The sequence below is a fragment of the Methylotenera sp. 1P/1 genome (assembly GCF_000384355.1).
In the GTDB taxonomy this organism is placed as follows: Bacteria; Pseudomonadota; Gammaproteobacteria; order Burkholderiales; family Methylophilaceae; genus Methylophilus.
The window spans coordinates 1,674,139-1,695,886 of record NZ_ARWC01000001.1; the positions used below are offsets into that span (position 1 = coordinate 1,674,139).

The 21,748-nt window shown below is 45.8% G+C and carries 27 protein-coding genes; 11 read left to right on the forward strand and 16 right to left on the reverse strand.

Annotated features, from left to right (window positions below; genetic code table 11):
- Genes A3Q3_RS0107960 through A3Q3_RS13780 form a run of 11 tightly spaced genes read right to left on the reverse strand, consistent with a single transcriptional unit; the run spans position 1 to position 8,733 of the window.
- Positions 1 to 654: an outer membrane lipoprotein carrier protein LolA gene (locus tag A3Q3_RS0107960; protein WP_020183058.1), complete on the reverse strand. Its 654-nt coding sequence runs from the start codon at positions 652 to 654 to the stop codon at positions 1 to 3.
- Positions 647 to 1,072: a thioesterase family protein gene (locus A3Q3_RS0107965; protein ID WP_020183059.1), complete on the reverse strand. Its 426-nt coding sequence runs from the start codon at positions 1,070 to 1,072 to the stop codon at positions 647 to 649. Before A3Q3_RS0107965 ends, A3Q3_RS0107960 begins: the two co-directional genes overlap by 8 nt.
- Complete coding sequence (gene hutH, locus A3Q3_RS0107970; protein WP_020183060.1) at positions 1,059 to 2,651, reverse strand: histidine ammonia-lyase; 1,593 nt, start codon at positions 2,649 to 2,651, stop codon at positions 1,059 to 1,061. Before hutH ends, A3Q3_RS0107965 begins: the two co-directional genes overlap by 14 nt.
- Positions 2,632 to 4,293, reverse strand: coding sequence for a glycosyltransferase (locus A3Q3_RS0107975; protein ID WP_020183061.1), 1,662 nt, complete (start codon positions 4,291 to 4,293; stop codon positions 2,632 to 2,634). The genes hutH and A3Q3_RS0107975 overlap by 20 nt, the downstream gene beginning before the upstream one ends.
- Positions 4,283 to 4,651 (reverse strand): hypothetical protein, encoded by a 369-nt coding sequence (locus A3Q3_RS13775; RefSeq protein ID WP_020183062.1) that lies wholly within the window; start codon positions 4,649 to 4,651, stop codon positions 4,283 to 4,285. Before A3Q3_RS13775 ends, A3Q3_RS0107975 begins: the two co-directional genes overlap by 11 nt.
- Entirely contained in the window at positions 4,638 to 6,077 is a 1,440-nt protein-coding gene (locus A3Q3_RS0107985) for a class I adenylate-forming enzyme family protein (RefSeq protein ID WP_020183063.1), read from the reverse strand. Before A3Q3_RS0107985 ends, A3Q3_RS13775 begins: the two co-directional genes overlap by 14 nt.
- A gap of 2 nt (positions 6,078 to 6,079) precedes the next feature.
- Positions 6,080 to 6,634 carry a hypothetical protein gene (locus A3Q3_RS0107990; RefSeq protein ID WP_020183064.1) on the reverse strand — a complete coding sequence of 185 codons (555 nt, stop codon included), beginning with the start codon at positions 6,632 to 6,634 and terminating at the stop codon, positions 6,080 to 6,082.
- A 35-nt stretch (positions 6,635 to 6,669) separates the two neighbouring features.
- Complete coding sequence (locus A3Q3_RS0107995) at positions 6,670 to 6,915, reverse strand: acyl carrier protein (RefSeq protein ID WP_020183065.1); 246 nt, start codon at positions 6,913 to 6,915, stop codon at positions 6,670 to 6,672.
- A 40-nt stretch (positions 6,916 to 6,955) separates the two neighbouring features.
- Positions 6,956 to 7,252: a phosphopantetheine-binding protein gene (locus A3Q3_RS0108000; protein WP_020183066.1), complete on the reverse strand. Its 297-nt coding sequence runs from the start codon at positions 7,250 to 7,252 to the stop codon at positions 6,956 to 6,958.
- Positions 7,233 to 8,018, reverse strand: a complete 786-nt coding sequence (locus A3Q3_RS0108005; RefSeq protein WP_020183067.1) for a 1-acyl-sn-glycerol-3-phosphate acyltransferase — start codon at positions 8,016 to 8,018, stop codon at positions 7,233 to 7,235. Before A3Q3_RS0108005 ends, A3Q3_RS0108000 begins: the two co-directional genes overlap by 20 nt.
- A complete protein-coding gene (locus tag A3Q3_RS13780; RefSeq protein WP_020183068.1) occupies positions 8,008 to 8,733 on the reverse strand; it encodes a beta-ketoacyl synthase chain length factor in 726 nt (241 codons plus the stop codon). The genes A3Q3_RS0108005 and A3Q3_RS13780 overlap by 11 nt, the downstream gene beginning before the upstream one ends.
- 325 nt (positions 8,734 to 9,058) lie before the next feature.
- Between A3Q3_RS13780 and A3Q3_RS0108015 the strand changes: the two genes are divergently transcribed.
- Positions 9,059 to 9,583, forward strand: coding sequence for a DUF3617 domain-containing protein (locus tag A3Q3_RS0108015; RefSeq protein WP_020183069.1), 525 nt, complete (start codon positions 9,059 to 9,061; stop codon positions 9,581 to 9,583).
- Between the two features lie 59 nt (positions 9,584 to 9,642).
- Here the strand turns inward: A3Q3_RS0108015 and A3Q3_RS0108020 are convergent, their stop codons facing one another.
- From A3Q3_RS0108020 to A3Q3_RS0108030, 3 genes are all read right to left on the reverse strand, one after another.
- Complete coding sequence (locus A3Q3_RS0108020; RefSeq protein WP_020183070.1) at positions 9,643 to 10,665, reverse strand: trypsin-like peptidase domain-containing protein; 1,023 nt, start codon at positions 10,663 to 10,665, stop codon at positions 9,643 to 9,645.
- Positions 10,666 to 10,778: 113 nt separating this feature from the next.
- On the reverse strand, positions 10,779 to 11,366 hold the full coding sequence (locus tag A3Q3_RS0108025; protein ID WP_157355078.1) for an antibiotic biosynthesis monooxygenase: 588 nt from the start codon (positions 11,364 to 11,366) through the stop codon (positions 10,779 to 10,781).
- A 56-nt stretch (positions 11,367 to 11,422) separates the two neighbouring features.
- A complete protein-coding gene (locus A3Q3_RS0108030) occupies positions 11,423 to 12,325 on the reverse strand; it encodes a LysR family transcriptional regulator (protein WP_020183072.1) in 903 nt (300 codons plus the stop codon).
- A gap of 114 nt (positions 12,326 to 12,439) precedes the next feature.
- On the opposite strand from A3Q3_RS0108030, the gene A3Q3_RS0108035 reads away from it, so the two are divergent.
- The 3 genes from A3Q3_RS0108035 to A3Q3_RS0108045 all read left to right on the forward strand — a co-directional run bounded on the left by A3Q3_RS0108035 (position 12,440) and on the right by A3Q3_RS0108045 (position 14,497).
- On the forward strand, positions 12,440 to 13,303 hold the full coding sequence (locus A3Q3_RS0108035) for a pirin family protein (protein ID WP_020183073.1): 864 nt from the start codon (positions 12,440 to 12,442) through the stop codon (positions 13,301 to 13,303).
- Positions 13,304 to 13,343: 40 nt separating this feature from the next.
- Positions 13,344 to 13,970: an isochorismate family cysteine hydrolase YcaC gene (gene ycaC, locus A3Q3_RS0108040; RefSeq protein ID WP_020183074.1), complete on the forward strand. Its 627-nt coding sequence runs from the start codon at positions 13,344 to 13,346 to the stop codon at positions 13,968 to 13,970.
- A 257-nt stretch (positions 13,971 to 14,227) separates the two neighbouring features.
- The gene (locus A3Q3_RS0108045) at positions 14,228 to 14,497 is read left to right on the forward strand and encodes a hypothetical protein (RefSeq protein ID WP_020183075.1); all 270 of its coding nucleotides are present in this window, start codon (positions 14,228 to 14,230) and stop codon (positions 14,495 to 14,497) included.
- A 57-nt stretch (positions 14,498 to 14,554) separates the two neighbouring features.
- On the opposite strand, the gene A3Q3_RS0108050 is transcribed toward A3Q3_RS0108045, so the two are convergent.
- Positions 14,555 to 15,472, reverse strand: a complete 918-nt coding sequence (locus A3Q3_RS0108050; protein WP_020183076.1) for an AEC family transporter — start codon at positions 15,470 to 15,472, stop codon at positions 14,555 to 14,557.
- A 194-nt stretch (positions 15,473 to 15,666) separates the two neighbouring features.
- Between A3Q3_RS0108050 and A3Q3_RS0108055 the strand changes: the two genes are divergently transcribed.
- The 7 genes from A3Q3_RS0108055 (at position 15,667) to A3Q3_RS14155 (ending at position 21,308) form a co-directional block, all read left to right on the forward strand.
- The gene (locus tag A3Q3_RS0108055; protein ID WP_020183077.1) at positions 15,667 to 16,710 is read left to right on the forward strand and encodes an NAD(P)-dependent alcohol dehydrogenase; all 1,044 of its coding nucleotides are present in this window, start codon (positions 15,667 to 15,669) and stop codon (positions 16,708 to 16,710) included.
- Positions 16,711 to 16,808: 98 nt separating this feature from the next.
- Positions 16,809 to 16,988, forward strand: coding sequence for a hypothetical protein (locus tag A3Q3_RS0108060; RefSeq protein ID WP_020183078.1), 180 nt, complete (start codon positions 16,809 to 16,811; stop codon positions 16,986 to 16,988).
- Positions 16,989 to 17,178: 190 nt separating this feature from the next.
- Positions 17,179 to 17,394 (forward strand): CsbD family protein, encoded by a 216-nt coding sequence (locus A3Q3_RS0108065; protein WP_020183079.1) that lies wholly within the window; start codon positions 17,179 to 17,181, stop codon positions 17,392 to 17,394.
- Positions 17,395 to 17,686: 292 nt separating this feature from the next.
- Entirely contained in the window at positions 17,687 to 18,565 is an 879-nt protein-coding gene (locus A3Q3_RS13785; RefSeq protein ID WP_020183080.1) for a PA4780 family RIO1-like protein kinase, read from the forward strand.
- Positions 18,566 to 18,723: 158 nt separating this feature from the next.
- Positions 18,724 to 19,587, forward strand: coding sequence for a bestrophin family protein (locus tag A3Q3_RS0108075; RefSeq protein WP_025225051.1), 864 nt, complete (start codon positions 18,724 to 18,726; stop codon positions 19,585 to 19,587).
- Positions 19,588 to 19,612: 25 nt separating this feature from the next.
- On the forward strand, positions 19,613 to 19,849 hold the full coding sequence (locus tag A3Q3_RS0108080) for a DUF2789 domain-containing protein (RefSeq protein ID WP_020183082.1): 237 nt from the start codon (positions 19,613 to 19,615) through the stop codon (positions 19,847 to 19,849).
- A 199-nt stretch (positions 19,850 to 20,048) separates the two neighbouring features.
- A complete protein-coding gene (locus A3Q3_RS14155; RefSeq protein ID WP_020183083.1) occupies positions 20,049 to 21,308 on the forward strand; it encodes an HD-GYP domain-containing protein in 1,260 nt (419 codons plus the stop codon).
- 34 nt (positions 21,309 to 21,342) lie between these two features.
- On the opposite strand, the gene A3Q3_RS0108090 is transcribed toward A3Q3_RS14155, so the two are convergent.
- Positions 21,343 to 21,582, reverse strand: a complete 240-nt coding sequence (locus A3Q3_RS0108090; RefSeq protein WP_020183084.1) for a VF530 family DNA-binding protein — start codon at positions 21,580 to 21,582, stop codon at positions 21,343 to 21,345.
- Positions 21,583 to 21,748: the final 166 nt, after the last annotated feature.

A 21,748-nucleotide genomic window follows, 5' to 3' on the forward strand; every position in this document is an offset into this window, starting at 1 on the left:
CTATTTTCCACGAAACAACGCTAGCTCTGCGTCACGCAATGTCGGCGCTGCCTCGGTATTGCTGAACAAAATGGCCGTGCTGGCGGCGTTGGGCTCATGAATATGAATAGATGTCACAAACTGGTCGCCCGTGACCACGATTTCTTGAATAAAACGTGATGTTTGCGTTTGCTTGGGTGTCAGTTGCAGCTGCCAAGCCGTTTGGTTAGGCTCAGCCTGCACTGTGTTCTCAAACACTTTGCTCTCGAAATAAGCATTCAACGCATTCACATCACCACTTAGCATGGCTTTAAAAATACGGCTGATTTGCGCAAATCCAGGGATATCCTTCACGGAGCGCTCTTTACGATAGCCATCCGCCGATACTTCTATGACCTTATCCTCACTTAAAATATAAGTGATCGGGTAGGGTTTAGTAATCTGCCAAACAACCCCGTGGACTTTGCTGTACAACAATTTTCCAGAAGTGATGAGCGGCCGCTTTAATGCAGCCATTTGTTTGGTTTGCGTAAAATCCGCCCGCAACACTGCGTGTTGTTCTACTCGGCTTCCCAGCTGTTTTAACACGTCTTGTTGTTCAGCATGTGCAGCATTCAAACTGCCCATGGTCATCCATAGCATGACTATCCATCTCAGTGCGTTCCAATTAATCATGCGAAATCAATCCCAAATTAGCCAACACAATGGGCGGCGAGACAAACTGAAGTTCATGCGTCACGGCATCTACTGCTACTTGGGTGGTATGGCCTTTGGTTAACCTTGTTCCGCTCACTGCATCAAATATCTGGTAACCCACTTTGATTCTGTTCTCATACTCTAACAAGGTAGCCTCCACGCGCAACTGCTGCCCATAAGTAGCGGGTTTCACATATTTAAGATGGCATTCCACTACCGGCCACAAATAGCCGGAAGCTTTCATTTGCGGATAATCATAGTCAAAAGTACGCAGTAATGCGCACCGTGCAATTTCAAAATATTTAATGTAATGGCCATGCCAAGCCACATTCATGGCATCCACATCATGAAACGGTACCTCAATATGCACGTTTGCAACCAGTTTAGGTGTTGTCATAAAGCTCCCAAGTGCCAAGCTTAATGAGGTTGGTCAGTGTGGCCAACTCAACGTCCAGCGGCCTGTCTTCATCTAAGAATGCGCTATGCGCGGAGATTTTTTCCATAAAGTCCACAACAACAGGTTTGAGTTGCGTAGGTGTCTCATCAGCAGTCTCCATCCTCAATTTAACGCCTTGTACGGTTGCCATGAGCAGTGCAGCCGCCACTTGTTCCGTCAACTCAAGCACGCGTAAACAGTCACGCGCTGCAATCGTCCCCATGCTGACTTTATCTTGGTTGTGACATTCAGTAGAGCGTGAAAATACGCTGGCCGGCATGGTCAGTTTCAACGCTTCGGCTGTCCAAGCGGAAGTACCGATCTGCACCGCCTTAAATCCGTGATTAATCGCCGCACGTGCATCTATACTGCCAGATAGGTTTTGTGGCAGCCCGTGGTTATATTTGCTGTCCACCAGCAAAGCCAGTTGCCTATCCATCAAATCGGCAAGGTTCGCTACCGCTGTTTTCAACGCATCCATTGCAAATGCAATATGGCCACCGTAAAAATGGCCGCCGTGTAACAACACTTCAGCATCCACATCAATGAGCGGATTATCATTTGCGCTATTTAACTCGTTTTCAATGTCTCGACGCATCCACGTCAGCGCATCACGCGCGACACCAATCACATGTGGCGCACAACGTATTGAGTAGCGGTCTTGTAACCGTATGGTTTCTGCAAACTCGTCACTTAAATCACTATATATCCACGCTGCAGATTGGTTTTGCCCAGCATGCGGCTTGGCCGCAAATAGCCTTGCATCAAAGTGACCACGGTTACCACGTAAAGCAATAGAAGCGAGCGCAGTAATGCGGCTGCATAATTGCGTTAAGTAGTCAGCGCGTTTCCATGCCAAGCAAGCTAAAGCAGTCATTACCGCTGTGCCGTTCATAATGGCCAGACCTTCTTTGGGCGCAAGTGTGAGCGGCGTTAACCCAGCCGTAGTCAATGCCGCCATCGCTGGTTGGGTTTGCCCGCGATAGGTCACATTGCGTTCACCCACCAAAGTAGCCGCCACATAAGAAAGGGGTGTTAAATCGCCACTGGCCCCTACCGACCCTTCTGAAGGAATCATCGGTAAAATGCGATGATTGACCAACGCGGCCAGTTGTTGCAATAGCGTGATACGCACGCCAGAGTATCCTTGTGCCAATGAGTTAATGCGGCACACCAACACAGCAAGCGTTGCTTGCTCATCTAACATTGCACCCAACCCGCACCCGTGATAACGGGTTAAATGGAGCGGCAACTCTGCAACCAAATGGGGTGGAATACTGACCGTGCAAGAATCGCCATACCCTGTGTTAACCCCGTACACCACGCCACCATCTGCCAATAGGCTTTCCAGGAACGCAGCGCCTTTTTGTATCCGCGATTCAAAAGCGTGTTCTGTTGAGATAGCGACTGGAGCATCACAAAGCGCTACGCTTAATACATCTTCAATACTTAAACGGCCATTGCCGATAATGACCGCTTGATGACGATGCATTGATTGTTTGTTATCCATATGTTCAATATCACTTTTGCCAAAAATCATAAAAATTAAACCATTGCAGCGGGGCTTTTACGCAGTACGCTTGTAGCCTTTCTGCATAGCGTTGAATATACAATTGCAAACTAGATTCACGCGTTTTTCTAGGTAACTGAACACGGTCTGCAAAATGCTCGAAGTGGACACGGTAACCGCTGTCCTCACGTAAACAAAACAATAAGTACACCGGGCAAGCAAGCAAGCTGGCCAATATCATCGGGCCTTGCGCAAAAGGCGCTGGGCTTCCAAGAAAATCAACGTAGCTGACACGTCCATTTTCTGCCGGTGGTGTACGGTCCCCCACAATGACGATGAGCTCACCACGATCAATCTTTTCCTGAAATAAAATCGCAGTAGCTACCCCAAAATTCGACACTTGCACCAAGTTAATATTAAACGCAGCATTCGCTTCTGTAAGCATTTGATTGAAGTGTTGTGCATGATCGGTATATACCACGGCATTGATCACCGTACCAGGACGCTGCACAGCCAGCGCCCTAGACATTTCCAAATTACCCAGATGAGAGCCAATCAGCAATGCCCCTTTGCCCGAAGTAAGCACTTGCTCTAATGCTGCCCGATTGGGAAAATCCACTGTCTCGTTGGCCATATGGCCGACCCATGCGGATAGCTTATCTAAGCCCGATTGTGCAAATGCCAACATATGCAGAAAAGACATAGACCAACCCACATTTGGGATTGCCCCTAGCGTATGCATACGCTTGAGATAGGCCTGTGATGCACGTCTTGCTTTGGTGCCGGTGATGTAAAAATAAGCGACCACGGGATACAACAATACCGTAGCAACACGCTTACCCAGAAAACGATAGCTCATCACCAGCGCGCGTAACCCGAGGCTAGAGCCGCGCTCTTTACGCTTAGACCAATGTTGCTGTGTAGCGGCGGGATGCGGAAATACTTTCCGCCATAACAAGCATGGCAACCTTAACAACATGCCACAACATAATCGCGTATGCATTTTTGTAATACGGACGTTGTCATGCCACATATTAAAGTGCGAGAGCCCGTTGTCCGGATAAATCACGCGTGTGGGAATGTTAATAAATTGCACACCACGCCACGCCAAGCGTACCGCGATGGCTGTATCAAAATCCATACGTTTAGGCAACTCTACATCGTCAATTAATGCACAACTAGCGGCCAAAGGGTACAAACGAAACCCGCACATTGAATCTTTAATGGCGAAAGATAAGGTTTCTACCCACACCCAAAAATGCGTCACATATCGACCATACAACCGACCTTTAGGCACGGTGTCATCGTATATAGGCTGACCACAAATGACACTATCAGGATGCAAAGCTCCCTCTGCCAGAAACCGTGCAGCATCCGGTATATGGTGCTGCCCATCAGCATCAATTTGCAGCGCGTGACTAAAGCCTAACTGATAGGCCTGCAACATGCCATGAATCACCGCCGCGCCTTTTCCACCATTGACGGGCAAGCGCAACAGGTGAATGCTGTTGTAACGCATGGCCAATGCAGCAAGGACTTTTTGTGTCTCGGCATTACTGCCATCATCCACAATAAAAATAGGTAGCTGATACTGCGTGAGCTTTTCCACCGTATCCCCAATGGTGGCATGATGATTAAAGATAGGGATGAGAAAACAAGGATTAAACTGCATGTGTTTCAGTCATCCCTTGGTGAAATACGACTCTGCCTGCAGAGTATTTTTTATGCGCATTACGATAAGTAAAATCCAAACAAGATGTATCTGCATGCCATTGCAGCGTCAATTCGAGCTGCGTTTCTGGCAATATCACGGCATGAAATTTTAGGTTGTCTAGCTGCAAAAATACGCCATCAATAGAAAACTGTTGGTTTGCAAAGTGCATGGCCCAATGCACTTGCACCACGCCAGGCAATACAGGCAAGGTTGGGAAGTGCCCTTTAAAGTATTCCAGTTCTTTGGGGACGTTGAATGAAAACACCCGCACTGTGTCTGCTTCACTTTGTATTAACGTGACCTCAGGCAGCAGCATGTTTACGCTCCACTTCTGATCCAGCTTCTGACTCAACTTGAGGCTCCACTTCAGACTCTACCTGTGATTCGACTGTGGACTTCATGGTGACATTGTCAAATAAAGCCATCATCTGTGCATGCGTGACTTTGCCTACACTATTCATAGGAAACGCCTCAACAAAGCGCCAATAACGAGGCAGCAATACCGACTCATAATAGAGGGCAAGATATTGTCTGAGCGCTTTAATTAAGGCATTACGCCCATCACGCAATAACATCTCTCGACCAGATGTACTCAGTACCGCAACAACCGCCACATTCTCACGACGGGTTGTCACCACCAGCGCAGCTACATGTGCTATGCAAGCGTGTTTCATTAATACCTGCTCTAGTTCCGTTAAAGAGAGACGCTTTTGCTCCACTTTGACGACTTTGTCTGCCCGGCCACATAGCCTAAAAGTTTGATTGGGCAAGCACTCAATTAAATCGTCCATGAGCACAACTTGCTCATCGAACAAGAATGGTGAATGCAAGGTCGGCTGGCTTGGTAGGGCAGATGTTTCTACTTGCAAGTGAACGCCTGGCAGCACTGCCCATGCATCTGTATCAGTTTGGCAACGCCACGCAATTCCGCCCGTTTCAGTACTGCCCAGCACCTCTGTCGGCGCACGACCCAACGCTTGTGAGAGCTGTGTTGCAGCTAAGGCAGACAATGCGCCACCGGAAGAGAAAATCATGCGTGGCAATGACTTCAACGTAGTTAAAGTCGCAAGCTCAGGCAAACGCGCTAGTTGTGACGGGCTTGAGATCAACACTGTATGATCAAACATGGCAATGCGTACTGCAATATCGTCCGGATGGCTACAGGTCACGGTATCAAATACTCTGCGCGCCGCAAGTGGCCATAAAACACGAAACAGCAAGCCATAAATATGATGGTGTGGCACGGTGGCAATCACCGTGGACTGCCCGATCGAACTGCCCCACAGCGCTTCTAACACATCCAGTTCAGCCTCAAGCTGCCTAAGCCGCTTAGGCACGGCCTTAGGCATGCCGGTACTGCCAGAGGTATACAACACGACACTGATCGCATCGACATCTAATGCTGATAATGCATTGCTGTCATCATCCAAATGCGTGGGCAAACTTTCCGTGACAATTGCATCGTAAGCACCCGCTAACTGGCTCAGCGTTCCTGGTAGCCCATTGGCAGGAATAATCACTTGCTTGTTTGCATGTAGCAGCGCAAAGAAAAGCACCGTAAAATCCAATGGATTTTCATTCACCAATAGCCAGCGCTGCTCAGTACGGCTTTTAAGTACCGCTGTTTGTGCACGCACCCGGGCAATCCACACGCGCCAGGTCACAAATGCCTGGCCATCATGACAAACATTGAAGTCAGGTTCATTGTGCTGTATCGCAAGTTGATGTAGCGGAATCAGCATGACTACTCTTTGGTAGTGCTTGCTAGCTGTTTGGGGCGGACAAGCCACTCTCCAGCAAACAAAATACCCATCAACACATAAGCAATTAAGCCGTTGTATAACGCCCACACATGTTGACTGCAAAAGTAAGCGGTATAGAGCGAAATTGCGCCGTTGGCTATAAAAAACAGACACCAGATTTTAGTCACGGTATTTGTGTATTGCACACCATCGGGCGAGAGATCCGGAGACTTCAGCCGTGCAAAACTTTCAATCATAGAAGGCGGGAATAGAAGGGAGGCACCAAACAAAACCAGCATCCCCAGATTGACCAATGCTGGGTATAGCCGTAGTAGATACTCGCTATTCAGGACAAAAGTCAGCAGGATGACTGTAAGCAACATAAAGAATATCGCCACATTTATATTGGCCAAACTTTTCAGCCAAACATGCGCATCTCGACGCCACTTTACCAAAAGCAATAGCGCCAGCAACAATGCGACATACCTTGGTGTTAAGAATTTTAACCCAAAGAAAATGATGAGTGGATAAGCAATCCAAACACCGAATGCGGCCATGCATCTAGATATTGTAGATAGCTGCACAGCAATATTTAATGCGCTAGTAGTAGATGTACGGCACCCACCACATCTCTTACCGTGCGTACATTTTTAAAATCTTCTGGCTTAATGCGTTTACCGGTCATGTTTTGCAATTTGATGGCGAGATCTACGGCATCAATGCTATCCAAATCCAGCTCTTCAAACAAATGAGAATCCAATGTGATATTGGATGTGTCCATTTCAAAAGTATCCGCAAAAATTGCTTTTAATTTTATTAAGATTTCCTCATCAGTCATTTTATTATTTCCCCTAATTTTCTAACTGTATGTATTTGATTTATTGATTGTTCAATTGTGTGTCTTTTAATTGCGCAGCTTTTAATTGAGCATCTACCAGCTTTGCTAAATTACTAATTGAATAAAAATGCTCCCGATTATCTGCATTATTGGCTTCTATCGTTAAATGATACTTTTTACGCAATGCCACGCCAATTTCAAGCGCGTCTATGGAGTCCAGCCCTAGCCCAGTTGCGTCAAACAAAGCCATGTCATCTGCAATATCATCTGGCGTGGTATCCTCAAGCGCCAAAGTGTTGATGATCAGATGTTTAATTTCAAGCCGTAATTGTTCCATGCTTATTGATTGCCTCGGTAAAGTGTTGTTCTAATGTGTTTGTCAATTGCCGTGCAGTGACTACTTGCTGGTCATCATGCGCGTTAACAAGATGATGGATGGATTGTGACTCAAAAACCTCGATATACAAGTGTGCTTTTTGTGAGGGAATTGTATACCACTTCTCACCTTTCGTTAACGTTGAGGGTTTACAGCTAATCACAATCGGCATAATGGGGACATTACTATCCAATGCCATATGCGCTGCGCCCCGCTTGAATTTCAAAGGTTTGTTTGGCGTAGTGCGCGTACCTTCCGGAAAAATCACGAGCGGGTTCCCCACTCTCAAATCGGCTGCACAGTCCTGAATCAAGTTATCCGGATCAGAGTTGCTAATGTATTCGGCAGCACGTACAACGCCACCCACAAAAAAATTGCTCCACAACGCGCGCTTAACCACGCAACTCGCATTCGGAATATGCGCAATCAATGCCACCACATCAATTAATGTGGGGTGGTTTGCCAGAATGAGCACATTGCTGCATTGTTTTAGTTTTTCAGCGCCTTTGATCTCAAACTTTAAAACGCCGCTGGCTTGCATCAACCAGAGAAACCCAGCAAACCCTTTGTGAATGACCCATCTTGCATACTTTGCTTTGTTTTTTCTAGCAAGCAGACTCACTACCGGGAAAATAATCACCGCCATGATGAGCGCACCCACTCCAAACACAGCGAAACAAGCACCTGTCGCCAACAAGCGCCAGTAATAATTGATTTTAGCGTTCACTATAAGTCCAATCCCAGCGCATGCCTTCGCCTTCCCAGTGCGCGTTGTGATGGTTTAACAAACCATCCATAAACGAAACAGATTGGGCAGTCGTAGTGACAGCATCACTCGCACTCGCCGTCATTTGACAGCTCACGTTGACCGTTGCATGGTCTGCAATTAACACACCGATGGCATGCGCGCTGGTCAACATACGCGCTGTATCACCATAAACAGAGGGGGGTGTTTCGTCCACATAAACATAAATCACCGGCGTATCCGGATGATTCAGATGGTGGAACGCACCTTCTAACAGGCCATAGCCAAAACTGGATGCGCCAGCGGATATTGCAATGGAAGGGGAGTGATCTCGTTTTGCAATAGAGTACATGCCCGCACACGCATTTAATACAGACATGCTAAACACGGTAGGCGATAACTCTTCTTGCCTTGCCAAATCGAACAGCATCTCTGTTGTACGTACAATATCCCCATGTTGGGAAGCGAACACAAAATGGGCTTGAGGCACATCGTCGCTACAGTCGTGTGCAACCTTCAGTGCCATTTTGGCAAATCTGCTTAATTTTCTACGGGAGTTTGCATCAATGAAACTAACATCCGGCGTGGTATGTTGATCCACACCATCCTGCCAGATAGCCCATTTTCGAATCGGAATCGTCCACTTTGCAAGCTCCGTGCTGACTTGCGTGTTTTTTGTTGTTATTTGGTCAGACATATTGAAATTGTAAGTAACATTTATAGAAAGATAATGATGTGCAGCCAACCAAATAGCACATACACAATCTAAATATTGTTACTCCAAAATTAAGACTGCAGCAGCTCTAATTGAACTGGCATTTTATAGTGAATTGCCGTAAATGTCTTAAAAAACAGCATGGTATTCGTGAACGCATGTATAAAAACCGCATCTAAAAGCCACTAAAAATGGCTAGCTACATTGACCATGACAACGCAGATAGTCCATTACAAGCCACATTCAGATGAACTTATATCACAAGCCCGTTCTCTAAAATTGAGTTAAATTACATTGTAGGTACCGCATGCATTCATTACGTTTTGGCTTATCACTGTCAGCGCTACTATTTGTCACCATTGCCCACGCCGCTGATTACAATATGCAACCCGGGCTATGGGAAGTCACTACAAGCTCTGATTTGTTGCGCTTGGTTCCACATATTCCATCTGGTCAAATGCAAGACATTGAAGCGCTCGCCAAAGACTATGGTGTGGATATGCCTCAAATCGCAAATGGCGCAGCCATTTCCAAAGTATGTATCACGCAAGAAATGGCAAATCAGAAAACCCTGCCCAACTTCTACCAGGCGCAGGCGGGTTGCACCACACAAAACGTTAACCGCTCCGGCAATCACTACCAGCTGGCGTTTAGTTGTAATGGCGCAGATTTAAAAGGCAATGGTTCCGCAGAAGGCAATCTCACGAGTGCGCAACACTTTACCGGTCAATCCCGATTTAGTGGCACATTACAAGGCAACCCGGTGAATGAAAAAGCGGACATTCAGGCTAAATGGCTTAACACCAGCTGCGGCGATACGCCGCCGATGTAATCGCTACCTAGTTGGCTATATTTGAATAGGATAATGCAAACGGCTACCGTCTAGCTTAATTAGCCACCTAGTTTCAACTGCTTTATTTTTAAAGCAATGCTCTCACCTTCATCTTGGTTAAGATCTTTCACAGGGGCTTCCAGTGATTCCAATGCCATGACATCTTTTTGTGCGAATGCCACGCGCGACAATGCCAGCATGGCATCCAAATCTCGTGGATTGAGCTGATACGCTTTATTTAAATGTGTCTTGGCCATGCCCAGCTCACCATTACCTTCTTCCGCCACGCCCAGAAAATACCAAGCGTCCACTGAGCTAGGCTCTTGCGCTACCCACTGGCTTGCAATGGTTTGCAACGTTGTCCATTCTTTGTTTTGAAATGGGATCACCACCTGCATAAAGTAGGGACGCTGCTCTAGCGGTAACGCCCAAAACGGCACTTCTTGCGTTTTAAGGCTAAACGTTTCCGGCGCGTTCATTAATTCTTTAATCCATTCCACGGGCAAACTGTAGTAGAAACCGTCATGACCTGGGCTCTTAAAAGTAGTAATACCAATCAAATTGAACTGCGCATCAAACAGCGCACCACCGCTAGAACCCATGACAAACGACGCGTCTGTGCGCACTACTAGGCTGCCATCGTACATATACTTACCTTTGATATTGCCATAGGAAGGTTGCGGCACGTTAGCACCCGCTGGAAAGCCAAGGCTAAACACTTCTTCTTCGTATTGCAACGTGCTGCTATCGCGCATGGGGATAGGCGTAAATGGTAGTGGGTCAAATTTAAGCAAACATAAATCCCTCCGCCAGTTTGCTTTAATTGCAATTGGGCGGTAGGCATCCATAAATTTTGCAATACTCGTGCCGTTGGTGTTGGCGATGATATGGCAATTGGTCGCCACATACTCAGGGCTGACCACTACACCGGATGCCTGGCCGTTTGATCCCCCAGGCAACTCTGTGGTCACCATTACAATCGAATGTCCCAATTGTAAGGTATCGACAATCGTGGGTCTGGCCATGGCCAAGTTTGTACAGGCAATTAACGCTATATACACTATCGGTTGACGCACAATCATTCCTCTCGCTGTGTTGGGTGACGCGTTCTTAGTCAGTTATGACAGGCAAATTTCGACTGCGTTCTAAAGCATTATCTTCGTGTGAATAGGGTGACAGCCCTATACCTCGCTTACTACTTAAACAGCCAATTTCGCACCCACTTGGTATAGCGCGGCATCACAACGTACACCATCATAAAGACCAGAATAGCCGTTAAAATCAAAGTATCTATGTAATGATTGGCCGGCAAACCTGACTGCCTTAATAGCGGAATCAATACCAACGGTATAAAGGTGACCATTGGATAGATGGCAGACCATGTGATTAGAAACTGCTTCCACCGCACTGGGATTTTGGCTTTGGCACCCTCTGGGGCAAACCAGAAATCTAAGCCACTTCTGATATAAAAATCATCACTTCCAACACGCATGTTTTCTGTTTTAGCAATTAGTTGCTTACGTGCATCAGACGTCATCCACTGCTTTAGGTGTTGTTCTGTGTCATAACGGATAATGATGGTGTAAGTATCAGTAATACCGCTGATTGGGCGAACCACGTGCAAATCTAGTAAGCCCTCTGAGGCTTTGCACACTGGACCAATCTCGTTTAGCCAAGCCTCATACTCTGGCTGTTTGCCTGCCAGTACGCGGTGCGTAATGACGACAGATGCCCCTTGGGCTCCATTTTGGTCTAATAAGCGTTCTGGCATTGATTTAGCCATGCTGACGATTTCCCTTCATGATCAAATATATTCAGTCTTATTGATGTCTTAGTATTTTATGCTATCTGCGCATCTTGAAAGCTGACACTTAATATAGTGTGTGCCAAATCAATAAACGCACGCAGCTTGGGTGGCATATAACGCTGTTGCGGGTATACCAAATGCAACGGATCTTTGCGACCTTGCCATGCAGGCAGCACACGCTGCAAACGCTTATCAGCCAAGGCTGTTTTACAAATATACGTGGGTAATAAAGCCACGCCTTGGCTATTACTGGCCATGGCATGTACAACGCCTATGCTATTGACCATGGTTTTGCCAGAAAGCGGAATGGTCATGCTGCCACCCACCTGCTGTAAAGTCCAACTCTCACGCCCCATCGGGCTAAATTGAATGCAGCGGTGCTGAATCAGGTCTTGCGGCTCGCGCAACGCTGGCGCTTGCGCCAAATAGTCTGCGCTGGCAAAGGCAGCCCATTGTATATCGCCTAATGATTTAGCAATCAGGCTAGAGTCTTGCAGTTCTCCTGTGCGAATCGCCACATCCACACCCTCGGCGATCAAATCCACATAACGGTCGGTTAATAACAACTCCAATTCCAATGCCGGGTACACCGCTTGTACCTGCTGCACTAGCTCACCCAATAAGTTATCACCTAAATCGGCAGGGGCTGTAATTTTTAACTTACCTTGCGGCAAGGCTTTGGTGGCACTGACTGCCGCCTCGGCTTCGTGCAGGTGGCCTAAGCCCAAAACAGCATGTTCAAAATAAGTTTTACCTGCTTCGGTCAAGTGCAAGCGCCTGGTGGTGCGCTGCAATAAGGTCGTGCCCAAGCGTTGTTCTAGTCTGGCCACGCGCGTACTTACTGTAGAAGTAGGCAACTGTAACTGCCGTGCTGCCGCACTAAAGCTGCCCACTTGTACCACTTTAACGAACATGGCGGTTTCGTTCAAATCCATCTGCGTTGATCCAATTGTTCATTTAAATGAAAAATGTTTTCACATTTAACCATCTATTCAAATAAAAGTCATGCGCCTATAGTCACACCATCAACAGCAAATAAGGAGCGCACAATGAAAAAACTAGCTTTTATCAAACGTAGCAATGGCAACCATTGGGTAGGCGATGGTTTTCCAGTACAGAGCATTTTCTCTTATCGCGATATTTACCAAGAGATGTCACCGTTCTTGCTGATGGACTACGCTGGCCCAGCCAACTTTGAGCCTACCACTGAGCGCAGAGGCGTTGGCCAACACCCGCACCGTGGTTTTGAAACGGTGACCATTGTGTATGAAGGCGAAGTATCACATCACGACTCCACCAATGCGGGCGGTACGATTGGCCAAGGTGAGGTGCAATGGATGACGGCCGGTGCTGGTATTGTGCATGAGGAATACCACGGCGACGACTACGCTAAACGCGGTGGTGCGCTGGAAATGATACAGCTTTGGGTGAATTTACCGGCCAAAGACAAAATGACCAAACCTGGCTACCAAGGCATTACTCGCAGCCAAATTCCAGAAGTCGCGCTGGAAAACGGTGCTGGCACTGTGCGTGTGATTGCAGGTGCGCTTGATGGCCATCAAGGCCCAGCCAACACTTTTAGCCCGATGAATGTGTGGGATATGCGCTTGCAGGCAGGTGGTAGTACACGACTCACTTTTAACGAAGGTGAAACCACTGCGCTGTTTGTACTGAAAGGCGCCATCAAGTTGGGCGATGTACACATCATTCGTCCATCTGAATTGGCCGTGATGCAACGTGAAGACAGTGAGTTAGTGATTGAGGCACAGCAAGATTCTGTTGTGCTATTACTCAACGGCGCACCGTTGAACGAACCAGTTGTTGGACATGGCCCATTTGTGATGAACACTTGGGAGGAAATTGACCAAGCCGTTAACGATTACAACAGCGGCCGCTTCACATTAACCGCATAAGATTAAATGCAATTAACCAAATCACCACAGGAGAATGAAAATGAGCACACCATATGTACGTTTAGATAGAAATAATGCAGCGGTATTACTGGTAGACCACCAAGCCGGGCTGTTGTCACTGGTACGTGATATCGACCCGGACCGCTTTAAAAACAATGTATTGGCGCTGGCCGATGCGGCTAAGTACTTTAACTTGCCCACCATCTTAACTACAAGCTTTGAGACTGGCCCTAATGGCCCGCTCATGCCAGAACTCAAAGCCATGTTCCCGGATGCGCCTTACATTGCACGCCCCGGCCAAATTAACGCCTGGGATAACGAAGATTTTGTCAAAGCCATTAAAGCCACAGGCAAAAAGCAGCTGATTATTGCTGGCGTGGTGACCGAGGTCTGCGTTGCTTTTCCGGCACTCTCTGCGCTGGAAGAAGGCTTTGAAGTATTTGTTATTAGCGATGCTTCCGGTACCTTTAATGAACTGACACGTGATGCAGCTTGGGATCGTATGTCTGCCGCGGGTGCGCAGTTGATGACGTGGTTTGGTGCGGCTTGTGAACTACACCGCGATTGGCGTAATGATATCGAGGGTTTGGGCACCTTATTCTCTAACCATATTCCGGATTACCGCAACTTGATGACCGCTTTCAACACACTTAACACCCAAAAATAACTGAGCACGTTTAGCTCAGCGCAAAACTTGATTAACGAGGTGCACTGGCAGACGCCAGTCCCTCGTCATCAAAGCGATGCCGCAATCGTTTTGCCAACACGCCAACAAATGAATAAGCCTTAGCCCACCTTTTATTGCACAACCAAGTCTGAGAAGTTAGTCATAAAAGGTTCATGCAACTTTCGCCCACACTCGCTTATCATACCTATGTGACAAAATGATGAAATAAATTCAAAAAAGAACAAAGGAAACAAATCATGAAAAAAATTTTACGTTTTGCACCCCTGTTAATGCTTATTTCTTGCGCCAGCGTACAATCCACCACCATTGATCATAACGGCATACAAACGCATACCTTCAGTTGTAGTGAGTTTAATAACGGTGTAGAGAAATGTAAGGCCAAGGCACAAGAACTTTGCGTCAATGACTACAAGACGGTATCGCAACATAAAGAGGTATACCCCGATGCAGGCGATGGCATTTACATGCCGCCAAGACACCACTTTGTGATTCAATGCAAAACCTAACGCAGCGTTTTATCACACTGGCTTGAATATTATATTAGGCGGATTCACCCGCCTAAACTAACCTGAGAGCACGTGAAACCAAATGGTTAACGTTGCAATGCTCAGTATGCTGGTTAAAAACACCGCGGCCGCATATAGCGCGCCATCTAGCTGGTAACGTTCACAAATTACAATGCCAAAAATCATGGTTGGCATGGCGGCAAGCAGTACCACCGCGGTTAACGTGCTGGATTCCAACCCCAGCGTACTACCAACACCCAACGCCACCAGTGGCGCTATTACCAAAGCAATCACGCATACCGGCAACAGCATGGGGATAAAACGTGTCTGCAAGGTATCCCAACGGATACTCATACCCAAGGCAATCAACATCAATGGCACCACACCGCCAGATAAAGTCTGTAAAGCATGTGCAAGCAATTCTGGCTGGGGCGTATGGGTGACATTCAGCACACTGGCAATCGCCAGCGCCCACAATGGGGGCACTCGCATCAGCTCTTGTAATGGATGAATCTTGTCCTGTGTGTTGCCAAAACGATGCGCGATTAATATGCCTACAGTTAACAACACGGGCGTGCAGGCAAGCAAATCAAACTTCAACACCACCACCTGCGTCCAATCACCAAGCACTTGCCCGGTGACCGGCAGCCCCAAGTAGGTAGCGTTAGGAAAAGTAGCGGCCAACAACAATGCGCCTTGTTGCGGACGCGACACATTCAGGCATTTCAAACACAGCCACATCAACAACATGGATACTGCCAGTGTGGACAATGCAGTCAGTGAGATTTTGAGGCTGCTGGCGTCAAATGGTGCTTGCCAGATCACATGTAACACCAAGGCTGGCAGCAAGATATAAAACACTAAATCGGTAAGCGCACGCCGATGCGCAATGGCTGCAATATGTGCAGGCGCAAACCGTTGCCAAAGTACGCCTACGGCAATCAGCAACGCCATTTGTAGCATGACCATTAACATCAAAAATTCCTAATCACTATCAAACCAGATGTTAGCAACAGCACGCATAAAGCGATAGCTATTGCATGTACAAAATCAATTAATCACAGAATGTGCGATTCTGAATTCCTGCAAATCATCTCATTTAGGCGAACAATACAAAGCAAACTCTGTCATTCTTAGCAGCGTTAGCTTTTTGTTTTTAAGGAGATAGAATGAAATCAGTCGCCTATGGTGTGCAAAACGCCACCTCACCCGTGGCCCCTATGAGTATTGATCGCCGCGAACCCGGCCATCACGATGTGCTCATTGATATTTTGTATTGCGGCATTTGCCATTCCGATATTCATCAAGCCAGAAACGAATGGGGTGGCAGCTCGCTTTACCCCATGGTACCAGGCCATGAGATTGTGGGCAGGGTTAGCCAAATAGGCAGTCATGCCACTAAATTTAAAGTTGGCCAATTGGTGGGCGTGGGCTGTATGGTGGATTCTTGCCGCCATTGTGAAGCCTGCCATGATGGGGTAGAACAATATTGCGATGACTCCGTGTTTACCTACAACGCCAAAGACCCCAAACACGGCGGACTGACGTTTGGTGGTTATGCCGAGCGCATTACTGTGGATGAAAACTATGTAGTGAATGTGCCGGAAAATCTGGATACCAAAGCGGTTGCGCCTTTACTATGTGCAGGCATTACCTTGTACTCACCCCTCAAACACTGGAACGTACAACCCGGCCAAAAAGTCGGCATTATCGGCTTGGGTGGTTTAGGGCACATGGGGGTAAAACTCGCCGCTGCCATGGGTGCCAAAGTGGTGATGATTACCACTTCTGCCAGCAAAGCCGTGGATGCTGAACGCTTAGGCGCAAGTGAAGTGCTTATTTCTAAAAATGCGGATGACATGGCCAAACATGCTGCCAGCTTTGACCTGATTATTGATACCGTGCCTGTCGCGCATGATTTAAACCCGTATATTGCTTTGCTTAAACGTGACAAGACCTTGGTATTGGTCGGTCCGCTAGACCCATTAGAGATGCACGGTGCCAATTTGATTACCAAACGCCGCCATGTGGCAGGTTCTATGATTGGTGGCATTGCAGAAACACAAGAAATGCTCGATTTCTGCGGCAAGCACAATATTGTCAGCGATGTGGAGATGATTGATGCCCAGTACATTAACGACGCTTATGAGCGCATGCTAAAAAGTGATGTGAAATATCGTTTTGTAGTGGATATTGCGTCACTAAAGCAGTAGGCTTAGAAGTATCAACAGCGTCAAACAAAACACACTTCAACCTTACGGGCTGGGGTGTGTCTAAGCAAGAGTGCTAGCGCTAATAAGGAGAACACGCCATGGCAAACGACCTAAAAGACACCAAGCTTGAAGCACATTTAGATGCACTTGAAAAACATAAAGCGCTACTGGAGCAACTGCACCTTAACTCCAACGTCCACCTCAACGAAGTCAGTGAATCACTAGAGCAACTCACGCTTACGCTAGAAGAGTACCTCAAAATTATTGGCATCCCCTAATGTACGGCGTTAGTGAATAGTCATTAAGGCTGGACTGATATTCAAGCCGCTTTCTTCAACTACCCTTTTATATGCGTATAGGCGCTTTCTTACACACAATTAAGAATCTGCCTTATGTTTCTAATGGCTCGATGAGCGTTAAATATGGCTTCGATGTACTCATCTTTAATCAATGTTTTAAGGAGCTATGATGAATAGAAATCAAATCGAAGGAAACTGGAAACAACTAAAAGGTAAAGTGAAACAACAGTGGGGTAAATTAACTGACGACCAACTGGATGTGATTGAAGGAAAACGCGATGAGTTGGCTGGCAAAATCCAAGAAGCCTATGGATGTAGCCAAGAGGAAGCTGAAAAGCAAATATCTCATTGGGAGAAAGTGCAAAAAGACTCTAATCGCCATTAATATGGGTTTGATTTAAGTGTGATTGCTCAAAATACAAAAGCCGCAGATAGCGGCTTTTGTATTGTATGGCATGCGCCATGGATTGCTAGGAGCTATATCACTTACTGACTGCATTACTCAATCATGGCCAAGTCTACACTTTCTATTAGTTTTGCCTTGAGTTTCACCCACTTGTTTTATACCAACATTTCCTAATGCATATCTCAATTGAATGCTTGGCTAAATAAACAATTTCACGTTATCAATCATTAAAATTTACGGTCACCCCGTTAAACACGTATGATCCACCCCTATGAAAACTCCCAAAAGACTAGAACCCTTGATCGAAGATGGCCTCATTGACGAGGTTAGCCGCCAATTGATGAGCGGTAAAGAGGCAACTGTATATGTAGTACGTCGAGGTGAAGAAACACTGTGCGCCAAGGTGTATAAAGAAGCGAATAAACGTAGCTTTCGCCAAAGTGTGGACTACACAGAAAACCGTAAAGTCAAAAGCAGCCGTCAGGCGCGCGCCATGGCAAAAGGCTCAAAATACGGCAAACAAGCGCAAGAAGAAGCCTGGCAAAGTGCAGAGGTGGATGCCTTGTATCGGCTTGCCAACGCTGGCGTGCGTGTACCAACCCCCTACAACTTTTACGAAGGCGTACTGTTGATGGAGCTGGTGACGGATGCAGACGGAAACGCAGCGCCTAGACTCAACGATTTAACCTTTACTGCAGAAGATGCGCGCAAACATCATCACACCCTCATTAGGGAAGTCGTACGCATGTTGTGCGCGGGTATTGTGCATGGTGATTTGTCTGAATTTAATATTTTATTGAGCAACGACGGCCCAGTGATTATCGACCTACCCCAAGCCGTAGATGCCGCAGGCAATAATCACGCAATGAGCATGTTAGCCCGAGATGTTGGCAATTTATCCAGCTTTTTTGGCCAATTTGCGCCCGATCTACTCAACACACAATATGGCAAAGAGATTTGGGCACTCTATGCGCATGGGGCACTTAGCCTTGAGGTTGAATTAACAGGGCAATATCAAGAAAGCAACCAACCTGTCGATTTAAAAAGTGTGATCCGCGTGATTGATGCGGTGCGAGACGAAGAAACAGCAAGACAAACGCGCATGGCTGAAATTGCCAGTAAAAACGCACCACCTAAAACCAAACGGTGATTTATACGCAGCTAACTTTTATGCCTAAAATGGAGTCTGACACTAGTGACTATTATTTCAAAACTCAATCAATCAATTTGTCAGCAGCCAGTTTGGAGTAATCCGTTCAAGCATACTTGCCATGTTAAACTGGCCTCAACATCTCAATACATACAAACATGATTCAATACAACCCAAAAGACTGGATTACCTTTATCTTCCGATTTCACGAATCGGACACCTTTCGACAACTCATTCCCATGATGATATTCATCGGCTTGTATGCCGGTGGCATTGCGTACTTGGAGATAGAATTCTGGCAACTTTCTGATAAAAGCCATGTGAAAAATATCCCATTAATGCACACCACCGTCGGTTTTGTATTGTCATTATTATTGGCTTACAGAACCAACACCGCGTATGAGCGTTGGTGGGAAGGCCGCAAAGCATGGGGCGCACTGGTTAACAACAGCCGCAACCTAGCCCTTAAACTTTCCGCCTATTTATCCATTGAAGCTGACAGAAATTTCTTCAAAAGCGCGATTCCAGCATATGCCTCGGTGCTCTCTAAACACTTATTGAATGAAGATGCTAGCAAAGTATTGTTTGAAGGTTTAGATTTAGACATAGACCACCGCAAACACAGCCCAAACCAAGTGGCTAAACACTTGTTTCAAAAAGCCAACGAACTCTATACATCAGGCAAAATCACGGGCGACCAGTTCTATATTATCAACGCAGAGCTGCAATCGTTTACCGATATTTGCGGCGTGTGCGAACGCATTAAAAACACGCCAATTCCCTATTCTTACAGTGCGTTCATTAAAAAATTCATCTTCTTCTACATCATGACATTGCCGTTTGGCTACGTGTTTAGCTTGGGCTACTACGTAATCCCAATCGTGGTGTTTATTTTCTATGTGTTAGCCAGCTTAGAACTGATTGCCGAAGAAATTGAAGACCCGTTTGGCGGTGATGATAACGATTTACCCACTAGAAAAATCGCTGCCAATATTAAAAAGCACGTGGAAGAATTACTTTGAAATTACGACTTTAGGAGTCAGCATCATGGAATCTTCACTACACACACTCAACAATCTATTCGCCCAACTCGGCTTACCTGCTGGTGATGAAGAGATCGAAAACTTCATCAAAACGCATAGCCATTTAGCGGGCTATATTTCATTGGCTGACGCACCGTACTGGACGCCAGCACAGGCCACCTTTTTACGTGAAGAGATTCTGAAAGACGCCGATTGGGCAGAAGTGATAGACCAGCTCAATGCTAGGTTGCATGCGAAGTAAATCAAAAGGGTTTGTGGAAGAGTTGCTTTAGCGCATAGCGTGTTGTTGCAGTCGAGGCTAGCCAAATAACTAGTTGCTTTTCGTACAAAAATTAAACACCTGGCTAATTCATCAAAAGCAAATTAAAAAACTTTACGCACTAAATAATATTCATATTAAGCCGTTATAAAAAATACAGTAGTTATGTAAAGTAATAGTTATGACGAATCATGACGATACAAGTAACAATATCATTGAAAATATTATCTCAGCATCTGAAGATGCCGAGTTCTATTTATCTGAAGATGTATTTGATCAGAGTGGGAATAAACTCTTGGGTAAAGGCTATAAGATTACTCGAAAAATTAAGGACAAACTGATTAGTAGAGTACTTAAAAAACCACTTGAAACATCTATCACTTCCATTCCGTCACTCACCGTCGATGTTCTTTACACAGAAGCTAATGCGTTAATTAAAGATAATCCTTTTCTGCAAAATTTTAATCCTGAAATACAGCTTGATGTTTATGCCATCAAAGAGCTAGAACTTGCACCACTCGCATCATTGCTACTAACGGTGCAAAGAACTAATCGTATGGAGGCGTTTCAACACACGCTATTTATGACCCTCATCGCAAGACTTATTGCTAAGAAGCTGAATTTCGATTCAAGTCAAATCTACGATTTAACGATTGCATGCCTTCTTCACGATATAGGTGAGCTATATTGCGTAATTCCTCACACGCAAAATCTATCGCTAGAGCAGTGGCGAAGTATCATGACGCATCCTATTATCGGTAGCACAGTCGTTCGGCAGCATATGCACTATTCTGCAAATGTATCAGCTGCAATCCTAGAACATCATGAAAGAAACGATGGTTCTGGCTACCCCAATCATATTTCGGCAGAGGAGGGAACGGATATTGGTAAAGTAATGATTGTAGCCGAGGCATTTTCTGGGATGGCTAGAAGAGATTACAACGTACGAAATTTATTTACTACACTTAAACTAGTATGTCATGACTTTCCTTCTGCACCATACAATGCCCTGGTAGATTTATTACTTTCTGTGGCTGATTATGAAAATGTAAAGGAATCTAACCCAATATTAGATCAGCTTTTAACGCAGTTAAAAAACATTGAAGAGATAATTGAACAGCTTAAGCCTCTAAAAGCAAAAAATTCAGAACACTTCGAACTCTCAAACTATTTAATAGTAAGACTCAAAAAGATATGCCAGATTATTTATGTTTCTGGGCTTACAGATTGCATTGATTTGGGCTTATGGGAGCAAATTAAACTTGATAAAGAAATCAACCAAGAACTGTTCATCACAATTAGTGAGGTGGAATGGAAGATGAAAGATGTTCTTAGAGATATAAGTTTAAGGATTGTGAAAGATGATATTCGTGTTAGTGATGAGTTATTAGCCATCATTCAGAGAATGAAAGGCAGTGATGAAACGGTTGCAATTGCTTAACGCCAACTTCCAATCCATCATCGTGAGCTGATGCTTACTCTTTTACTTCGCTTACCATTTGCAGATAAAGCGCTTCAACCCTTTCTCTCGCCCATGGTGTTTTACGCAAAAACGTTAAGCTCGATTTAATGCTAGGGTCATGACTAAAGCAATTAATGGGAACAGACCGCGCTAAAGACTCCCAACCATAATGCTCCACTAAATCAGTGACAATTTGCTTAAGCGTGATGCCATGTAATGGATTATTGGGTTGTTCGGGTGATGGCTTGGACATGCAACTTCTCTTTTCATGAATCAATAGATTCTAGCGCACTACTGCTAGTCAATTAGCGAAAAGTTGAAACTACATCATGCGGTGGACTTTAACATTTGAAATAGTTGCATGTCGGACTAAAAGCACAACCATCTAAGCCAAGCCCAAGCGTGCTCGTATGGTTTTC